The sequence below is a fragment of the Kineosporia corallincola genome, from assembly GCF_018499875.1.
In the GTDB taxonomy this organism is placed as follows: Bacteria; Actinomycetota; Actinomycetes; order Actinomycetales; family Kineosporiaceae; genus Kineosporia; species Kineosporia corallincola.
The window spans coordinates 105,273-120,626 of record NZ_JAHBAY010000018.1 but is presented as its reverse complement, the minus strand read 5'-3'; the positions used below and the strand labels follow the sequence as shown (position 1 = coordinate 120,626).

At 71.4% G+C, this 15,354-nt stretch carries 12 protein-coding genes; 4 read left to right on the top strand and 8 right to left on the bottom strand.

From position 1 onward, the window contains the following. Positions 1 to 126: 126 nt before the first annotated feature. The 3 genes from KIH74_RS32040 to KIH74_RS32030 all read left to right on the top strand — a co-directional run bounded on the left by KIH74_RS32040 (position 127) and on the right by KIH74_RS32030 (position 3,358). Positions 127 to 1,023 (top strand): RICIN domain-containing protein, encoded by an 897-nt coding sequence (locus KIH74_RS32040; RefSeq protein ID WP_214160158.1) that lies wholly within the window; start codon positions 127 to 129, stop codon positions 1,021 to 1,023. A 159-nt stretch (positions 1,024 to 1,182) separates the two neighbouring features. Continuing rightward, on the top strand, positions 1,183 to 2,145 hold the full coding sequence (locus tag KIH74_RS32035; RefSeq protein ID WP_214160157.1) for an RICIN domain-containing protein: 963 nt from the start codon (positions 1,183 to 1,185) through the stop codon (positions 2,143 to 2,145). Between the two features lie 175 nt (positions 2,146 to 2,320). Beyond that, positions 2,321 to 3,358 (top strand): discoidin domain-containing protein, encoded by a 1,038-nt coding sequence (locus tag KIH74_RS32030; protein ID WP_214160156.1) that lies wholly within the window; start codon positions 2,321 to 2,323, stop codon positions 3,356 to 3,358. Here the strand turns inward: KIH74_RS32030 and KIH74_RS32025 are convergent. The 8 genes from KIH74_RS32025 to KIH74_RS31990 are packed head-to-tail and all read right to left on the bottom strand — an operon-like array spanning position 3,355 to position 14,310. Continuing rightward, the gene (locus KIH74_RS32025) at positions 3,355 to 5,343 is read right to left on the bottom strand and encodes a response regulator (protein ID WP_214160155.1); all 1,989 of its coding nucleotides are present in this window, start codon (positions 5,341 to 5,343) and stop codon (positions 3,355 to 3,357) included. The genes KIH74_RS32030 and KIH74_RS32025 overlap by 4 nt on opposite strands. Next, positions 5,340 to 6,437: a chemotaxis-specific protein-glutamate methyltransferase CheB gene (cheB, locus tag KIH74_RS32020; protein ID WP_214160154.1), complete on the bottom strand. Its 1,098-nt coding sequence runs from the start codon at positions 6,435 to 6,437 to the stop codon at positions 5,340 to 5,342. The genes KIH74_RS32025 and cheB overlap by 4 nt, the downstream gene beginning before the upstream one ends. Then, positions 6,434 to 8,707, bottom strand: a complete 2,274-nt coding sequence (locus KIH74_RS32015) for a hybrid sensor histidine kinase/response regulator (protein WP_214160153.1) — start codon at positions 8,705 to 8,707, stop codon at positions 6,434 to 6,436. Before KIH74_RS32015 ends, cheB begins: the two co-directional genes overlap by 4 nt. Further along, positions 8,704 to 10,398: a HAMP domain-containing methyl-accepting chemotaxis protein gene (locus tag KIH74_RS32010; RefSeq protein WP_214160152.1), complete on the bottom strand. Its 1,695-nt coding sequence runs from the start codon at positions 10,396 to 10,398 to the stop codon at positions 8,704 to 8,706. The genes KIH74_RS32015 and KIH74_RS32010 overlap by 4 nt, the downstream gene beginning before the upstream one ends. Then, a complete protein-coding gene (locus tag KIH74_RS32005) occupies positions 10,395 to 10,871 on the bottom strand; it encodes a chemotaxis protein CheW (protein WP_214160151.1) in 477 nt (158 codons plus the stop codon). Before KIH74_RS32005 ends, KIH74_RS32010 begins: the two co-directional genes overlap by 4 nt. Further along, positions 10,868 to 12,337, bottom strand: a complete 1,470-nt coding sequence (locus KIH74_RS32000; RefSeq protein WP_214160150.1) for a CheR family methyltransferase — start codon at positions 12,335 to 12,337, stop codon at positions 10,868 to 10,870. The genes KIH74_RS32005 and KIH74_RS32000 overlap by 4 nt, the downstream gene beginning before the upstream one ends. Before the next feature lie 2 nt (positions 12,338 to 12,339). Further along, on the bottom strand, positions 12,340 to 12,816 hold the full coding sequence (locus tag KIH74_RS31995; RefSeq protein ID WP_214160149.1) for a chemotaxis protein CheW: 477 nt from the start codon (positions 12,814 to 12,816) through the stop codon (positions 12,340 to 12,342). Between the two features lie 42 nt (positions 12,817 to 12,858). Next, positions 12,859 to 14,310, bottom strand: coding sequence for a flavin-containing monooxygenase (locus KIH74_RS31990; protein ID WP_214160148.1), 1,452 nt, complete (start codon positions 14,308 to 14,310; stop codon positions 12,859 to 12,861). A gap of 128 nt (positions 14,311 to 14,438) precedes the next feature. Here KIH74_RS31990 and KIH74_RS31985 point away from each other — a divergent pair, with 128 nt between their 5' ends. Continuing rightward, positions 14,439 to 15,323 carry a sulfotransferase family protein gene (locus KIH74_RS31985; RefSeq protein ID WP_214160147.1) on the top strand — a complete coding sequence of 295 codons (885 nt, stop codon included), beginning with the start codon at positions 14,439 to 14,441 and terminating at the stop codon, positions 15,321 to 15,323. Positions 15,324 to 15,354: the final 31 nt, after the last annotated feature.

Here is a 15,354-nt window from a genome sequence, read left to right as displayed (position 1 = left end):
CGAAAGGGAAGGTCGCGGCGGCGGGTGTGCCGTGCCGCGGCCGGGGCTGCCACGGTGGTGCGTTGCATCGCCGCATCCCTGACAACTGCCTGACTGTGCAGACGTACCCCTGGCAGGAGAAGAACCGTGAAGTCGTCGAGTGACCCGGAACCCGATCAGCACACCGAGTTCCTGGACTCGTGGAAGGGCTCGATGCTGGGCCGCCGTCCCGCGATCGGTGTGCCGACCCGGGGCCTGCGCGGCGTGGTGGTGATCGTCGCCTCGGTCGCCGTCGTGGTGGGCGTGGTGGTCGGCGGCACGATGGCGATCCAGGCGGCCACCGCGACCGGGCCGGACAACTCGGACACGGCCGCGCTGACGTCCGCCGGCCTGAAGACGACGACCCCGGAGCCCACCGTCACCGGCACGCCGACCGCGTCGCCCACCGAGAAGCCGAAGAAGACGAAGACCGAGAAGGCGGCCACGGCGGAGACCCGTACCCGCACGGTCACCCGCGAGGCGACGCCGACGGCGACCGCCACGCCGAAGAAGACCACTACCAAGGCGACGCCGAAGAAGACCGTCGCCGCCCCGGTCACGGCGACGGTCGGCGTCATCAGGAACCTGGTCACCGGCTACTGCGTGGACCTCACCGGACTGGAGGCGGTCGGCGCGGGCAGCCAGGCCCTCCAGACGAACTGCTATCCCGGTGACACCGACAACCAGGAGTTCCAGACCGTCACCCAGTCGAACGGCACCTTCCTGCTGCGTAACCTGAAGTCCAACCTGTGCCTCGACGTGGACGGCACCGACAGCGTCGCGGCGAACAGCACGGTGGCCGTCAGCACCTGCGTGCGGGGGGCCGCGGACAACCAGATGTTCCGGAAGCAGGCTCAGGGCAGCGGTTTCTACCTGGTGAACGTGAAGAGCGGCCTGTGCCTGGACCCGCAGGGCACCGACAAGGACAGCAGCCCGGTCGACACCAGCCTGGCCCTGGTGGCCTGCTCCTCGGCCGACAACCAGGTCTGGAGCTTCGGGTCCTGACGTTGCTCGGCGGACCTGGGTTCCCGGTACTTCCGGGCACGGTTGCGGGGGCTAAAGGGAAAGGGCCGTGGCCCCGGTTCGGTGGGTGCGGACCGGGCCTGTCACCGTGGAGCGTTCCACGACCCTGAGGTCAGCCGCCGTCGTGAGTGGGAGTAGACCGTGAGTTCCAGCGAGCCGGGTTCCGGCCGTCGCCCGGAGAGCGAGAGCGAGCCGGACGAGCACACCGAGTTCCTCTCCTCCTGGAAGAGCTCCATGCTCGGCCGCCGCCCCGTGATCGGGGTGCCGACCAGGGGCCTGAGCGGCGTGGTCGTGATCGGTGCCTCGGCCGCCCTGGTGGTCGGGATCGTGATCGGCGGCGTGATGGCGGTTCAGGCGTTCACCAGGTCGGGTGACGGCACGTCCGACACCGCCGCGCTCACCTCGGCCGGTCTCGGCAGCACCACCTCGCCCTCGCCGACGGCGACCGCGACGGCGGAGCCCACGGCCACGGCCACCAAGGACCCGAAGAAGACGAAGACCAAGGAGGCCGCTGTCCCCGTCCACACCCGGACGGTGACGGAGGAGGCCACCAGCACGCCGAAGCAGACCGTCAAGCAGAGCGAGAAACAGACGGCGGCGCAGAAGAAGAAGGCCACGGCGGCCGCCGAGAAGGCGGAGAAGAAGCCGGGAGCCACCACGGCGTCGGTCGGCGCGATCAAGAACCTGGTCACCGGGTTCTGCGTGGACCTGCCCGGTTACGGCGCGGTGGCCGGCGACGTGAACGTCACTCAGTACTACTGCGACTCGAGCGCGGACGACAACCAGCGCTACGAGACGATCACCCAGGCCGACGGCACTTTCCTGCTGCGCGAGGTCAAGTCCCAGTACTGCCTGGACGTCGGTGGCTCGGGCAGCGTCGCGGCCGGCACCAATGTGATCACGCACGCCTGCCTGCCGGGTGACACGGACAACCAGATGTTCCGGAAGCAGGCCCAGGGCGGCGGCTTCTACCTGGTCAACGTGAAGAGCGGCCTGTGCCTGGACGTCTCGAACATCAACAACGCCCACGACCAGCCCGACCAGGAGCTGACCCTGTACACCTGCTCCCCGGACGACGACCACATCTGGACCTTCACCGGCTGAGCCGGTTTCACCGACGCTGCCCCGCCGGACCGGTAGGTCCGACGGGGCAGTTCTGCGTGGCCGAAAGGGAAATCCTGTTCCCGGCGCGAATCAGGCCGAAACGGATCTGCCACGCTCATGGCGTATCTGACCCGCCATTGCTGCCGTGTCGTGGAAGTCGTGGGAGACGCAGAGCGTGAAGACCAGCGAACCGGCGCCGGGCACGACGGAGGGCCGGGCGGCCCGGCGTCGCCGTGAGGCCCAGGAGGTCGTCCGGAACGACCGGGGTGCCCGGGGTATCGACCGGAGTACCGACCGGAGTACCCGGAACACCCCGAACCTCAAGGACGCCCAGGGCCCCCGGAACGCGCACGAGGACTTCGTGTCCTCGTGGGCGGGCCGCGCGACCCGGCGTACCTGGCTGGGGGTACCGGTGCCCGGTCTGCGCGGCGGCGCGGTGATCGGCGGGTCGGTCGCCGCGGTGGTGGCCGTGATCGTCGGCGGAATGCTGGCGGTGCAGTCGATCTCCGGCGACGACCCCGACAACCTGTCCTCGGAACAGCAGCTGAACGTGACCATCCCGACGGTCTCGGAGACCACCACGGCCGGCGTCACGGCCACCGCCACCCCGAGCGCCACGCCCAGCAAGAAGGCGACGAAGAAGGCTGCGCCCGAGAAGACCGGCGAGCCCAAGGCGACCAGTGCCCCGTCCGCGGACGCCCCGGCCACCCGCAGGACGACGAGCAGCAGCACCACCACGAAGGCGAGCAGCAGCACCACGAAGGCCACCAGCTCGGTGGTCACCGCCGACGCGTCGGTGAACCTGGTGTCCGGGCGCTGGGTGCAGGAGAGCAGTCACACCCAGGACTACGCCGCCAGCAACGTCACCGACGGCAGCGCCGGCACCTACTGGGAGGCGGAAGAGGGCTTCCCGCAGACCCTCACGGTGGACCTCGGCTCGGTGCAGAAGGTCGGCCGGCTGGTGCTCTCGCTGCCGCCGGTCTCGGACTGGAACAGCCGCACCCAGACGATCGCCGTGCAGGGCAGCCGCAACGGCAGCTCGTACTCCTCGATCAAGGGAGCCACCGGCTACACGTTCGACGCGAACAACGGCTCGAACAACAGCGTCACGGTTTCGGTCTCGGCCAGCACCCGTTATCTGAAGCTGGTTTTCAGCGCCAACAGCGGCTGGCCGAACGCCCAGCTGGGTGAGCTGGAGGTGCACTCCGGCTAGCCCGTCCCCTCCGGCAGGGTGAACCAGAACGTGGCCCCCTGCCCCGGTGCCGACTCGGCCCAGATCCGCCCGCCGTGCCGCTCGATGATCCGGTGCACGGTGGCCAGCCCGATGCCGGTGCCGGGGAAATCGGTCTGCTTGTGCAACCGCTGGAACGGCGAGAACAGCCGCCCGGCCTGGCTCATGTCGAACCCGGAACCGTTGTCCCGCACGAAGAAGTCGCCGTTCCCGGCCCGCCCCACCTCGATCCGCGGGCTCTCCGCCTGGCCGCTGAACTTCCAGGCGTTGCCCAGCAGGTTCTCCAGCACGTTGCGCAGCAGCCGGGCGTCGGCGCTCGCGGTGAGCCCGTCGCCGATCGACCGCTCCACCTGACGGCCGGGGGAGCCGGCCGCCAGGTCGGTCAGGATCTCGTTCGCCATCGTGGCCAGATCCACCGGCCGGCGGGCGATCTCGGCCCGGCCCACGCGGGAGAGCTGGATCAGGTCGTCGATCATCTCGTTCATCCGCTTCACCGACGCCCGGATCCGGTCGGCGTAGTGCCGGCTGCTCTCGTCCAGGTGCTCGTCCACCACCTCGATCAGCATCGTGGTGAACCCGTCGATCGCCCGCAGCGGACTGCGCAGGTCGTGCGAGACCGAGTAGCTGAACGCCTCCAGCTCCTGGTTCTTGCGCTCCAGTTCCTCCACCATCGCGGCCTTGGTCTGGGCGATCTCGGCGTCCGCCCGGGCCTGCGCGGCCTCGATCTCGCGGCGCAGCAGACTCTCCCGGATCTGCCGGTACTCGTCGGCGATCTGCTTGCGCTGGAGCTGCGCGCGGATGCGGGCGAGCAGCACCCGGACGTCGGCCGAGGCGTTCACGTAGTCGTCGGCCCCGGCCGCCAGCGCGTCCACCATCGTCTGCCGCTGGTCGTCGTCACCGATCACGATCAGGGGGACGTCGCGAACACCCGGAGCCGCCTTGACCTTCTGGCAGACCTCGAGCTGCACCGGGCCGTCGTCGGCGGACAGCTCGATCAGGATGCAGTCGCAGCCCTGGAAGGCCAGCAGTTCCAGCGCCTCGTCGCCGGTGTGCGCCTGCACCACGTCGAACCCCTCGCCGCGCAGGTGCTCGGCGTGCGAGGCGACCACCGTGGAACCGACCGCCACCACCTTCTTCAGTCGCTGGAGGCTGGCGGTGTCGACCACCGGCCCCGCCACCACGGTCTGCCGCAGCGCGGCACTGAGCTTGGCCAGCACCACGTCGGCGTCCGTGCCCGCCCCCACGAAGGCGTCCGCCCCGGCGTCCAGGGCGGTCAGCTCGGCCCCGGCGTCCTCCGAGGCGGCGAGCAGCAGGCAGGGCAGCCCACGCAACGCCGAGTCCAGGCGGATCCGGCGGATCACCGTGGCCCCGTCGATGTCCGGCAGCTCGGCGTCCACCAGCACCGCGTCCGGTCGCCGGGCCGCCGCCAGACGCAGCCCGGCCAGCCCCGAATCGGCCTGCACCACCTCGTACCCGCTCGCCCGCAACAGGTCGGCGAACCGGTCCCGCACGTCCGGGCTGTCGTCGATCACCAGCACCCGCACCACGTGCTCGGCCCCGGCCTCCGGCACGGCCGTGCCGGAGGCGATCAGCTCCTGCGCCCGGGCCACCAGATAGCCCGAGTCGTAGGGCTTTCCGAGGTACTCGTCGGCCCCGGTGCGCAGACCCCGGATCCGGTCCTGCACCTCGGCCTCGGTGCTGAGCATCAGCACCGGCAGGGCCGCCGTGCCCGGGTCGGTGCGTAGCTGCCGCAGCACGTCCACGCCGTTGCCGTCGGGCAGCACCACGTCCAGCACCACGCAGTCCACCGGCTCCGCGGCCAGTCGCTCCCAGGCGGTGGCCACCGTGGCGCAGGGCATGGTCCGCCAGCCCGCCTCCTCGAACGCCCGCACCAGGTCCATCCGCACGGTCAGGCTGTCGTCCAGGATGAGCACCGTGCCGATGCTCTCCGGATGGTCGGTGCTCATCGTGGCCTCACCCGCGCTGCCAGATCGAAGGGAACGGTGAGACGGCCCAGTGCGGGGCCGATCTCGTCGATACCGAGGACGTGCTGCGCGGCGCCCAGACGCACCGCCTCGCCGGGCATCCCGAACACGGCCGAGGTGGCCTCGTCCTGGGCGATGGTCAGGCCACCGGCCTTGTCGATCTCCAGCAGCCCGGTGGCGCCGTCCTTGCCCATCCCGGTCAGCAGCACGGCCGCCACCCGGGGGCCGTGCGAGGCCGCGAGCGAGTCGAACAGCACATCGACACTGGGCCGGCAGGAATGTCTTTCGGGCTCGTCGCTGAGCAGCAGGGCGTTGCTGCGCACCCGCAGGTGCCGCCCGGGCGGGGCCATCACCACCTCACCCGGCCGCACGTGGCTCAGCGGCTCGCCGCTCGTCGCCAGCCGCACCCGGCGCTCGGTGGCCTCCTGGAGCCACGACGCGAAGGCGGTGCCGAACGACTCGTGCACGTGCAGCACCAGCAGCAGCGGCAGGGCGAAGGTCGCCGGCAGAGTGCGCAGCACCGTGGCCACCGCGGTCGGGCCGCCGGTCGAGGCACCGATCGCCACGACCGAGTAGGGGCGCGCCGGGTCGGGCGCGGGCGCGCGCAGGGCGGGCTGCCGGTCGGCGGGCACCGGGTGGTGGCCGATCCGCCGGATCACCTTGATCTTGGCGACCAGCTTGACGGTGCGCAGGAACTCGCGGTCCCAGGCGTCGTTCCCGCCGCCCGGGTCGCGGCCCAGCGGCTTCTCCAGCACGTCCACCGCACCGGCCTCCAGCGCGGCCATCGTGTCGATGAATCCGGCCCGGTTGTCGGCGCTGGAGATCACCAGAATCGGTGTGGGGCAGTACTGCATCAGGTGCTCGGTGGCGGCCAGGCCGGACATCCCGGGCAGCATCATGTCCATCGTCACCACGTCGGGTCGCAGCCGGGTGCACTCGTCGACGGCGGCCTGCCCGTCACCGGCCTCGCCCACCACCTCGATCGCCGGGTCCGAGCGCAGCGCGGCCACGATCCGGGCCCGCACGGTGCGCGAGTCCTCGACCACCAGCACCCGCACCGTCCGCCCGGCCGTCATCGTTCCCCCTCGGCGACCAGCTCGGCCACCCGGTCCAGCAGTGTGCTCTGGTGGAACTCGCCCTTGTCGATGTGCGCCCGCGCCCCGGCCGCCCGGCCCCGCTCGCGGTCCTGCGGCGAAGCCTTCGAGGTGACGAGAATGCACGGCATGTGCCTCAGTTCGGCCCGGGTGCGGGTCTGCTCGATGAAGCCGAAGCCGTCCATCCCGGGCATCTCCACGTCGACCACGGCCACCGCGTACCGCTTGCGGGCGGCCATCGCCAGGCCCTCCTCCGCCGACCCGGCCTGCTCCACCCGGTACCCGGCCGACTCCAGGATGCTGCGCTCCAGCATCCGGGTGGTCAGCGAGTCGTCGACGATCAGGATCGTGGCCCGGCGCGAGATGCCGTTGCGGGCAACCGGTACCGGGACGAGATCGGCCACCGGGGACCGGGGCATCCGCCGGGCGGTGGCCTCCGCCGCCAGGTGCACCGGGTCCAGCACCGGCCGGGGCCGCCCGTCGATGTCGATCCAGACCCCGCACACCAGAGGCGGAACCGGAGCCAGGGCGGGCACCGTGCGCACCGCCACCTCGGCGGTACCGACCAACCGGCCGACCCCCACCGCGACCGGCCCGTTCGCCCCGTCCAGCACCAGCACGGTGCGTCCGCCCGATCCCGCCGGGCCGTCCCGCTCGGTGGAGGGCAGCCCGAGCACGTCGGGCAGTGGTGCGTAGGGGATGCGGCGCCCGTCGTGCATCACCGCCATCGCTCCCGAGAAGTCCTGTCGGGTGACCCTTCTGGCCTGCCGGATCGCGTGCAGCGGCAGCGCGACCAGCGGCCCGGCGTCGTCGGAGCCCGCCGGGTCCGGGTCGTCGAACTCCTGCTGCTCCGTCTGCGGGCGGACCAGCACCACCTCCTGGGCGGTCATCGACGCCGGTGCGGTGAGGTCGATCGTGGTGCCCCGGCCGGGCTCGGTGTGGATCTCGATCCGTCCGCCGATCCGCCGCACCACGTCTTGCACCACGTCCAGGCCGATCCCGTGGCCGGAGATCTCACTGACCGTGGACGCCGTGCTGATCCCGCTGCCCAGAAGGAGTTTCAGGATGTCGGCGTCGCCGAGCGAGTTGTCCGGCGTGCGCCCGGACTGCATCATCTTGGTCCGCACCGCGCCGATGTCGATGCCCCGGCCGTCGTCGGTGCAGCGGAACCGCACCCCGGCCGCGCCGTGCGTCACCTCCACCCGCACCAGCCCGGTCTCGCTCTTGCCCCGGGACAGTCGTTCGGCGGGCGTCTCCACCCCGTGCGCCACCGCGTTGCGGACGATCTGCCGCAGCGCGGTCTGCGCCCCCGCCAGAACATTGGCGTCCAGGGCGATCTCGGCGCCGCGCACCTCCAGCCGGGCCAGCTTGCCCTGGGCCGCGGTGACGTCCCGCACGCCCCGCTCCAGATCCGGGACGATGGTGGTCACCGGGATCAGCCGCAACCGTTCGGCGGTGGTGTACACCTCACGCAGCTCGCGCTCCATCCGGTCCGCGCTGCTGCCGAGAATCCTGGCCAGCGCGGCCAGTTCGTCGGACTGCTTCTCGGTCAGCCGGTTGCCGCCGGGACCGGGACCGCCCGGCCCGGCCTCCGCGCGCAGCTGCCAGACGCGGCGGGCGGCGTCACGCACCGCCCCCAGCTCGATCCGGGTCTGGCCGACCCCGTCGATCACGTTGTCGATCTCGGTCAGCGACGCCCGGGCGGTCTGGGCGGTGTTGGCCAGTTCCTCGGTGCGGGTGGTCTCGATCGTGGTGGTGGACGGGTGGTCTCGCGCCTCCGGCGCGTTGCCGGGGGACGCCTGGAGCTCTTCGGTGGGAGAGGCCACCGGGACGCCCGCGTCGGCGGGTCGGCCCGAGGGGGAGGGACTCTCGGCCCGCGGCCCCGGAATCACCGGCTCTGGTATCGCCGGCCCCGGACTCTCCTCCTCCGCGGCCGCCGGTTCGCCGGAGTGGCCCTCCAGATCGTCGCTGAGCGAGTCCACCAGCACCTGCATGCGGCCCAGCAACGCGCTCTGCACCGGCTCGGCGGAGTTCCGGTACGGCCCGAGCAACTCCTCCAGCTCGTGCACCTGGTCGGCCATGGCGACGCGTCCCACCACCCGGGCCGCGCCCTTCAGGGTATGGGCGTGCCGCAGCGCGACCCCGGCCGGACCGCCCGCCGGACCGCCCGCGGACAGCTCGGACAGGGCCACGCTCAGCTCGTCGATGAGCTCGCGGGCCTCGATCCGGAAGTACTGCTCGAGATCGTTCACCGGTCGGCCGTCCGGTCCGGCGGCTCGTCCCGGTCGTCCCGGTCGTCCCGGCTGTTCAGGTCACCCAGGTCGTCCCGGTCCGGCGGGCCGAGCAGCCCGTGCGATCCCGAAAAACCCTGCGATCCGGAAGAACTGTGCGATCCCGGGGACCTGTGCGAGCCGGAGGACCCGGGCGAGCCCGAAGACGCGTGCGACCGGCCGGCCGCGGCACCCACCAGCTCGGGGTGGGCCAGGGTGCCGGGCTCGATCAGCATCCGCAGCCGTGACGACAACTCGGCCAGCTGCGACGCGGTGACCAGGGTCTGGGCCGATCCGGCCTCGTTGTCCCGGGTGGTCTGGGTGACGTTCCCGACGGCGAAGTTCACCTGCTCCACCGCCGACGTCTGCTGCTTGGTCGAGAGCTCGATCTCCCGGGCTGCCTCGGTGGTGGTCTGCACCAGGTCGACGATCTGCTCGAACTGTGCCGCCACGCTCTCGAACTGGGCGGTGCCGGCGTCCACCGACTTCTTGCCGATCTCGGTGGCCAGCACGGTGGTGTGCACCGCGCCGCGCACCTCGTCGATCAGCGTGCGGATCTCCTTGGTCGACTCGGCCACCCGGTCGGCCAGCTTGCGGATCTCGTCGGCCACCACCCCGAACCGCCGGCCGGACTCGCCCGCCCCGGCCGCCTCGATGGTCGAGTTGATCGCCAGGATGTTGGTCTGCTCGGCCAGTTCCGACACGATCCCCAGCACGGCGCCGATCTGCTGCGACTTCTCGCCCAGTTCCAGCATGTGCCCGACGATCACGTCCACCTGGCCGCTGATCTCGTCCATCGACTGCTGCGCCGTGGCCAGCGTGCTGCGGCCCGAGCCGCCCGCCTCCGCGGTCTGCTCGGCCACGTCGGACACCCGTTGCGCGCTCTCGGTGATCTGCCGCGAGGTGGCCAGCAGCTCGTTGATCGTGGTGGAGATCTCGCTCATCGCCGTGGCCTGCTCCATCGCCCCCACGGCCTGCTGGTTCGCGGTGGTCTGGAGCTCGGCCGAGGAAGCCTGCACGTCGCCGACCGCGGTGCCGATCCGCCGGCGCATCCGCCGGGTGATGAACAGGCCGATCAGCGCCGTCGCCAGCACGGCGCCCGCGATCACCACGACGATCGTGATGATGTCGCGTCGCTGGGCCGATTCGGCCGCCCGGATCCCCTCCTCGGTCAGGGCCTCCTCGTAGTCGGCGAAGTCGGTCAGGGCCTTCTGCAACGCCACCCGGGTGTTGCGGGCCCCGACGAACGCCTGGGCCGACTCCAGCGTGGTGCCGTTCGCGCGCACCTCGAACAGGTCGGCCTGCACCTCGACGACCGTCTGTTCCACCGAGCGGATCGTCGCCAGCAGCGACCGTCCGCGGTCGGTGTGCACCACACCGCCGGCCTCCCGCAGGAGCGCCTCGAACCTGTCGGTGCCGTTCTCCGCGTCCTGCCGGAAGTCGGTGTCGCCGGTCAGCAGGTACGCCCGCGCGTCCGCCGCCCGCTCGGCCCGGGCCGAGATCATCTTCTGGGCGATCAGTTCCAGCCGGCTGTCCACCTCGATCACCCGGTCCTTGGCCCGCACCACCTCGTTCAGCCCGAACAGCGCCACCGCCCCGCCGATCACGTTCAGCAGCAGCACCAGGGCGAAGCCGACCCCCAGGGACCGGCCGAACGTCCAGTTCGTTCTCATGTCGTGCCTCTCGATCCGGTTCCGGCCAGCTCACGGATGGTCTCGACCAGCCCGGCCAGCGAGAGTCTCTGGTCGTCCGCGATCTGCTCCTGCTCGACGCGCAGAAAGCCGGCGAAGTGGTCGAAGGTGAACGCGACGCTCTTCTCGATCGCGGGAATCACCAACCAGCGCGGGTTCTCGGCAGGAAGCCCGAGCAGCTGCCCGAGGTCCCAGACGGCCGTGACGTTGCCGCGGTCGCTGATCAGCCCGATCATCGCCGGCTGCGTCGTGGGGACGGCCGTGATCAGCGGCCGGGCGGCCACGCCGGCCACCTCGCCGAGCGGCACCACCCGTTCCTCGTCGCCGATCCGGACCAGCAGCACGTCCTCGGTGTCGGCCACCACCTGACCGGGCATCTCGGCGAACCCGGTGTCGAACTCCTCGCGCATCAGCCGGGCCCGGTGGGAGAGCTCGACCCGTTCGTCGGTGATCATGCGGACCCCTCCCGCGACATCGTGCGGCACACCGACAGCAGGGCGTCCCGGTCGAAACCCCCGCCGAAGAGCAGCATCCGCCGCTCGCTCTCGTGCGGCAGCAGGGCCGCCGCCCGGTCGTAGGAGCGACCGGACCCGGCCAGGTCACCGGTGCCCCGGACGAGACGACCCAGATGCAGGTGGGCGATGGCGAAACGAGGGTCCGCCTCGGTGGCGGCCCGCCAGTGCAGCAGCGAGCCGCGGGCGTCGGCGTCGGCCTCCCGGCAGGTGGCCAGCACCGCGTGCGCGTCGGCGACCACCGGGCCGCCGCGGCCGATCAGCCGCTGGGCGTCCCGCCCGGCGCCGGTCAGGTCGCCGGAGTGGGCCAGCAGCACGGCCCGCACCAGCAGCACCTCGGTCTCCCAGGGCGTGCGCGGCGGCGGGACCGGCAGGTCGATCAGCCCGAGCACGCCGAGCGCCGCCCCGAACCGCTCGGCCCGCACCAGATCGAGCACCTGCCCGAACGACTCCCGGTCGGCGGGCCCGGGTCCCGGCGGGGGGTCGTGCGGCGCCCGGGGCCGGGGCGGAACCGACCGGTGGGCACGGGTTTCCGGGATGCGCCGGTGCCGGTCGGCGAGCTGGTAGTAGAAGGTGTTGCCGCTCTCCCGGAGGTCGAAGTCGCCGGACACGCCCCGCAGCGTCTCGGCCGACCCGAGGAAGAGGTAGCCGCCGGGCAGCAGCGCGGTGGCGAAACGCGCCACCACCTCGGCCATCTTGTCCGGCGCGAAGTACATCAGCACGTTGCGGCAGAAGATCACGTCGAACCCGTGCCGCACCAGGGCGGGATCGTCGGCCGCCAGGTTGGCCTGCCGGAACTCCACGTTCTCGCGCAGCCGCGGCACGATCTGGAAGCCGTTGCCCTCCTTGACGAACCAGCGTCGCTGCACCAGCGGCGGCACGACCCGCATCGACCACGGCGTGTAGTGCCCGGTGCGGGCCTTGGCCAGGGCCAGCGGGTTCACGTCGATCCCGGTGATCCGGCTCTCCGGGTGCCCGGCCTCGGCCAGCGCGATGGCCAGCGAGTAGGGCTCCTCGCCGCTGGCGCACCCGGCGGACAGCACCCGCAACGGTGACAGCGGCCGCGTGGCCTGTCCCAGTCGTTCCGGCAGCACCTGCTGGGTGAGCACCCGGAACTGCTCGGCCTGCCGCAGAAAGTAGGTCTCGCCCACGGTCAGCTCGCCGGCCAGCCCGGCGAGCTCCTGGGCGCGTGTCGCCCCGCCGCCCTCCAGCCGGTCCAGGTAGCCGGACGTCCGCCCACCGGTTCCGGTGTCGAGCCGGTGGTGCAGCGCCTGGGCCAGCCGGGCCCGGTCGGCGGTCCCGAAGGTGAGCCCGAGCTGGCGTTCGACGATCTGGGCGAAGCGGTCCAGCTCCTCGTCGTCCACCGTTGTGACGGCCGACGAGGGACGCCGGCGGCCCGGCCGCTTCACGGTCAGGATGACGTCACCCCCGCCAGCCGGTCCCAGAGCCCGTCCGGCACCAGGTGCGAGGCCTCCAGGGCGAGCAGGAACTCGCCGTCCCGGGAGGCGATCCCGGAGAACAGCTGGGGGCCCTCACCGCCGAGCAACGGCGGCAACTGCTCCAGGTCGCTCATGGGCAGCGTGCGGATGCCGGTCACGGCGGCCACCGCCAGCGCCACGGACCGGTGGGCGTCCGCGCTCAGGGTGATCCAGCGGGTGGCCTCCACCGGGCGTCCCCCGGTCAGCACCCCGGCGTCCACCACCGGCACCGCGGACCCCCGCACCCGGGCGACCCCGAGCACGAAGCCGGGCATGCCCGGCACCGGCGAGACCGGCAACGGGCGCAGAGTCTCGCGCACGGCACCCAGCGGCACCGCGAAGGTCTTCCCGCCGGTCCCGCAGACCAGCAGGGAGACGCCCCGAACACCCTGATCGACCCCCGGCTTCACCCCGGAGGTGTCGGCACCCCGCAGCCGCGGCTTGACCCGGGATCAGCGGCGGAAGGTGAGCCCCTCGCCGTTGACCCGTCCGCCCCGCACCAGAACGGTGTCGATCCAGAACGAGTGGTACAGCCGCCACGGCCACCGGCCGCCCTGGCGGGGCACCGAACGGGCCGAGCGCAGCAGGTAACCCGAGGTCAGCGGCATCAACGGCAACCGCTGGGGGGACGGCGGGGGTGATGCCACCGCCACCCGGTACCCGCACCGGCGCCGGTGCCGCAGCACCCGCACCACGAACCGGGCGGTGAGCTCGGCCTTCAGCGTCCACGAGGCGTTCGGGTAGCCCACGGTCACCGACAGGTTGGGCACCCCGCTCAGCATCGAGCCCTTGTACATCACGGTCGACCCCGGATCGACCGGTTCGCCGTCCAGGTCGAGCGCGATCCCGCCGAGCAGTTTCAGCCGCAGGCCGGTGGCCGCGACGATCAGCGTGGCCGGCAGCTCACGGCCGTCGGTGAGCCGCACGCCGCGCTCGGTGAGGGTGTCGACGGTGCCGGTCACCACTTCCGCGTCGCCCGACGCGAGGGCGGTGAACAGGTCGGCGTCGGGCACCAGGCACAGCCGCTGGTCCCAGGGCCGGTAGCGGGGTGTGAAGTGCTCGTGCACCGGGTAGCCCGGGGGCAGCAGGCGCCGCACCCGGCCGATCAGCCACCGCGCGCTGGACCGCGGGGCCAGCCGGCACAGGTGCCAGAACAGGGAGGTCACGGTGGCGCTGCGCAGACGTTCCAGCTTCGGCCGGCGGCCGGTCCAGGGGATGCGGGCGGGCAGCGAGATCAGGTAGCCGGGGGAGCGCTGGAGCATGATCACCCGGCGGGCGGCCGGGGCGAGCGCCGGCACCATCGAGACCGCGGTCGCCCCGCTGCCGATCACCACCACGTCCTGCCCGGCCCAGGACAGGTCGTCCGGCCACAGCTGGGGATGCACGAGCCGGCCGGTGAACCGCTCGCGGCCGGGGAATTCCGGCAGGTGGGGCTGCTCGTAGTCGTAGTACCCGGTGTTCAGGCAGAGAAAGCCGCAACTGATCACCAGCTCCTCGTCGTCCTCCAGCCGCACCCGCACCAGCCAGCGGGCCCGCTCGCCCGACCAGGACGCCGAAAAAACCCGGTGCCCGAGGCGAATTCTGGAACTGACGCCGTACTCTTCCGCGGTCTCGCGCAGGTAGTTCAGCACCGATCCGCCGTCGGCGACGGCGGATCGGCCACGCCACGGACGGAACGAGTAGCCGAGCGTGAACATGTCCGAGTCGGATCGAACACCGGGATAGCGGAACAGGTCCCAGGTTCCGCCGGTGTCCGGCCGGGCCTCCAGCACGGCGTACCTGGTGTGCGGGAGCGAACGCTCAAGGTGACATGCCGTCGCGATGCCGGACAGCCCGGCGCCGATGATCAGGACATCGAGTTGTTCCGCTTCACCGGTGCGTAACCGATCGGTATTCGAATTCATCGCAGATCCACCGTCCGGAGCGTGAAACCCGGCATTCGTGCAGGCTGTGTTCAAATTTTGTACCAAGTCTGTCTCAACACAGGTCCTGCATGTACAACGCACAGAGAAACTGCGTAACCTCTCTCCGCGTGGCACAGCGACGCAAGGTGGTAGCAGCGGTCAACCGGGAACTCGAGCAACGCTTCGGGTTCCGCGTGGTGCGGATCAAGGAAGACGAGGCGCCGGAGGAGGTTCCGCCGCCCGTCGAGGCCCCGAAGCCGCGCATTCCCGTGCGCCGCCCGGCCGACCCGCGTGACCGGCTGGTGCAGCGCCCGGTGTTCCTGCTCTCCTCGGTGCGCTCGGGATCGACGCTCTCCCGGGTGATCCTGAACAGCCACTCGCAGATCCACTCCCCGCACGAGATGCACTTCCGCCGCACCCAGGTGATCGCCTACACCGAGCCGGTGCAGCAGGCCCTGGAGCACCTGGACCTGAACGAGCGCGACCTGGAGCACCTGCTCTGGGACCGCATGCTCCACCGTGAGCTGGTGCAGAGCGGCAAGTCGGTGCTGGTGGAGAAGACCCCGAGCAACGTGTTCGTCGCCGACCGGCTCGCCACCGCCTGGCCCAAGGCCAAATTCATCTACCTGATCCGCCATCCCTGGTCGATCGCGCAGTCCTGGCACGAGGGCGACCCGGAGAAGCGGCCGCTGAAGAAGGCCATTCACCACACCCTCAACTACATGGAATACCTGGAGAAGGCCCGGAACAAGCGGGCCGGCCTCACCCTGCGGTACGAGGACCTGACCAGCGAGCCGGCCAAGCAGACCCAGCTGATCTGTGAATTCCTCGGCCTGGAGTGGGAACCCGGCATGCTGGAGTACGGCAAGCAGGACCACGGTGGCTTCGTGAAGGGCATCGGGGACTGGAAAGACAAGATCAAGACCGGCACCATCCAGCAGGGCCGCCCCCTGCCCGACATCTCCGACGTGCCGGTCGAGCTGCGCCCGATGTGCGAGCGCTGGGGCTACTGACCTCCGAGAACCTTCAAGAACACAGCAGAGG

What these genes read in the sequence shown, in the direction of transcription:
- KIH74_RS32025 (WP_214160155.1), bottom strand. Translation starts at nt 5,343, where the DNA reads ATGAGCACCGACCATCCGGAGAGCATCGGCACGGTGCTCATCCTGGAC.
- cheB (WP_214160154.1), bottom strand. Translation starts at nt 6,437, where the DNA reads ATGACGGCCGGGCGGACGGTGCGGGTGCTGGTGGTCGAGGACTCGCGC.
- KIH74_RS32010 (WP_214160152.1), bottom strand. Translation starts at nt 10,398, where the DNA reads ATGAGAACGAACTGGACGTTCGGCCGGTCCCTGGGGGTCGGCTTCGCC.
- KIH74_RS32005 (WP_214160151.1), bottom strand. Translation starts at nt 10,871, where the DNA reads ATGATCACCGACGAACGGGTCGAGCTCTCCCACCGGGCCCGGCTGATG.
- KIH74_RS31990 (WP_214160148.1), bottom strand. Translation starts at nt 14,310, where the DNA reads ATGAATTCGAATACCGATCGGTTACGCACCGGTGAAGCGGAACAACTC.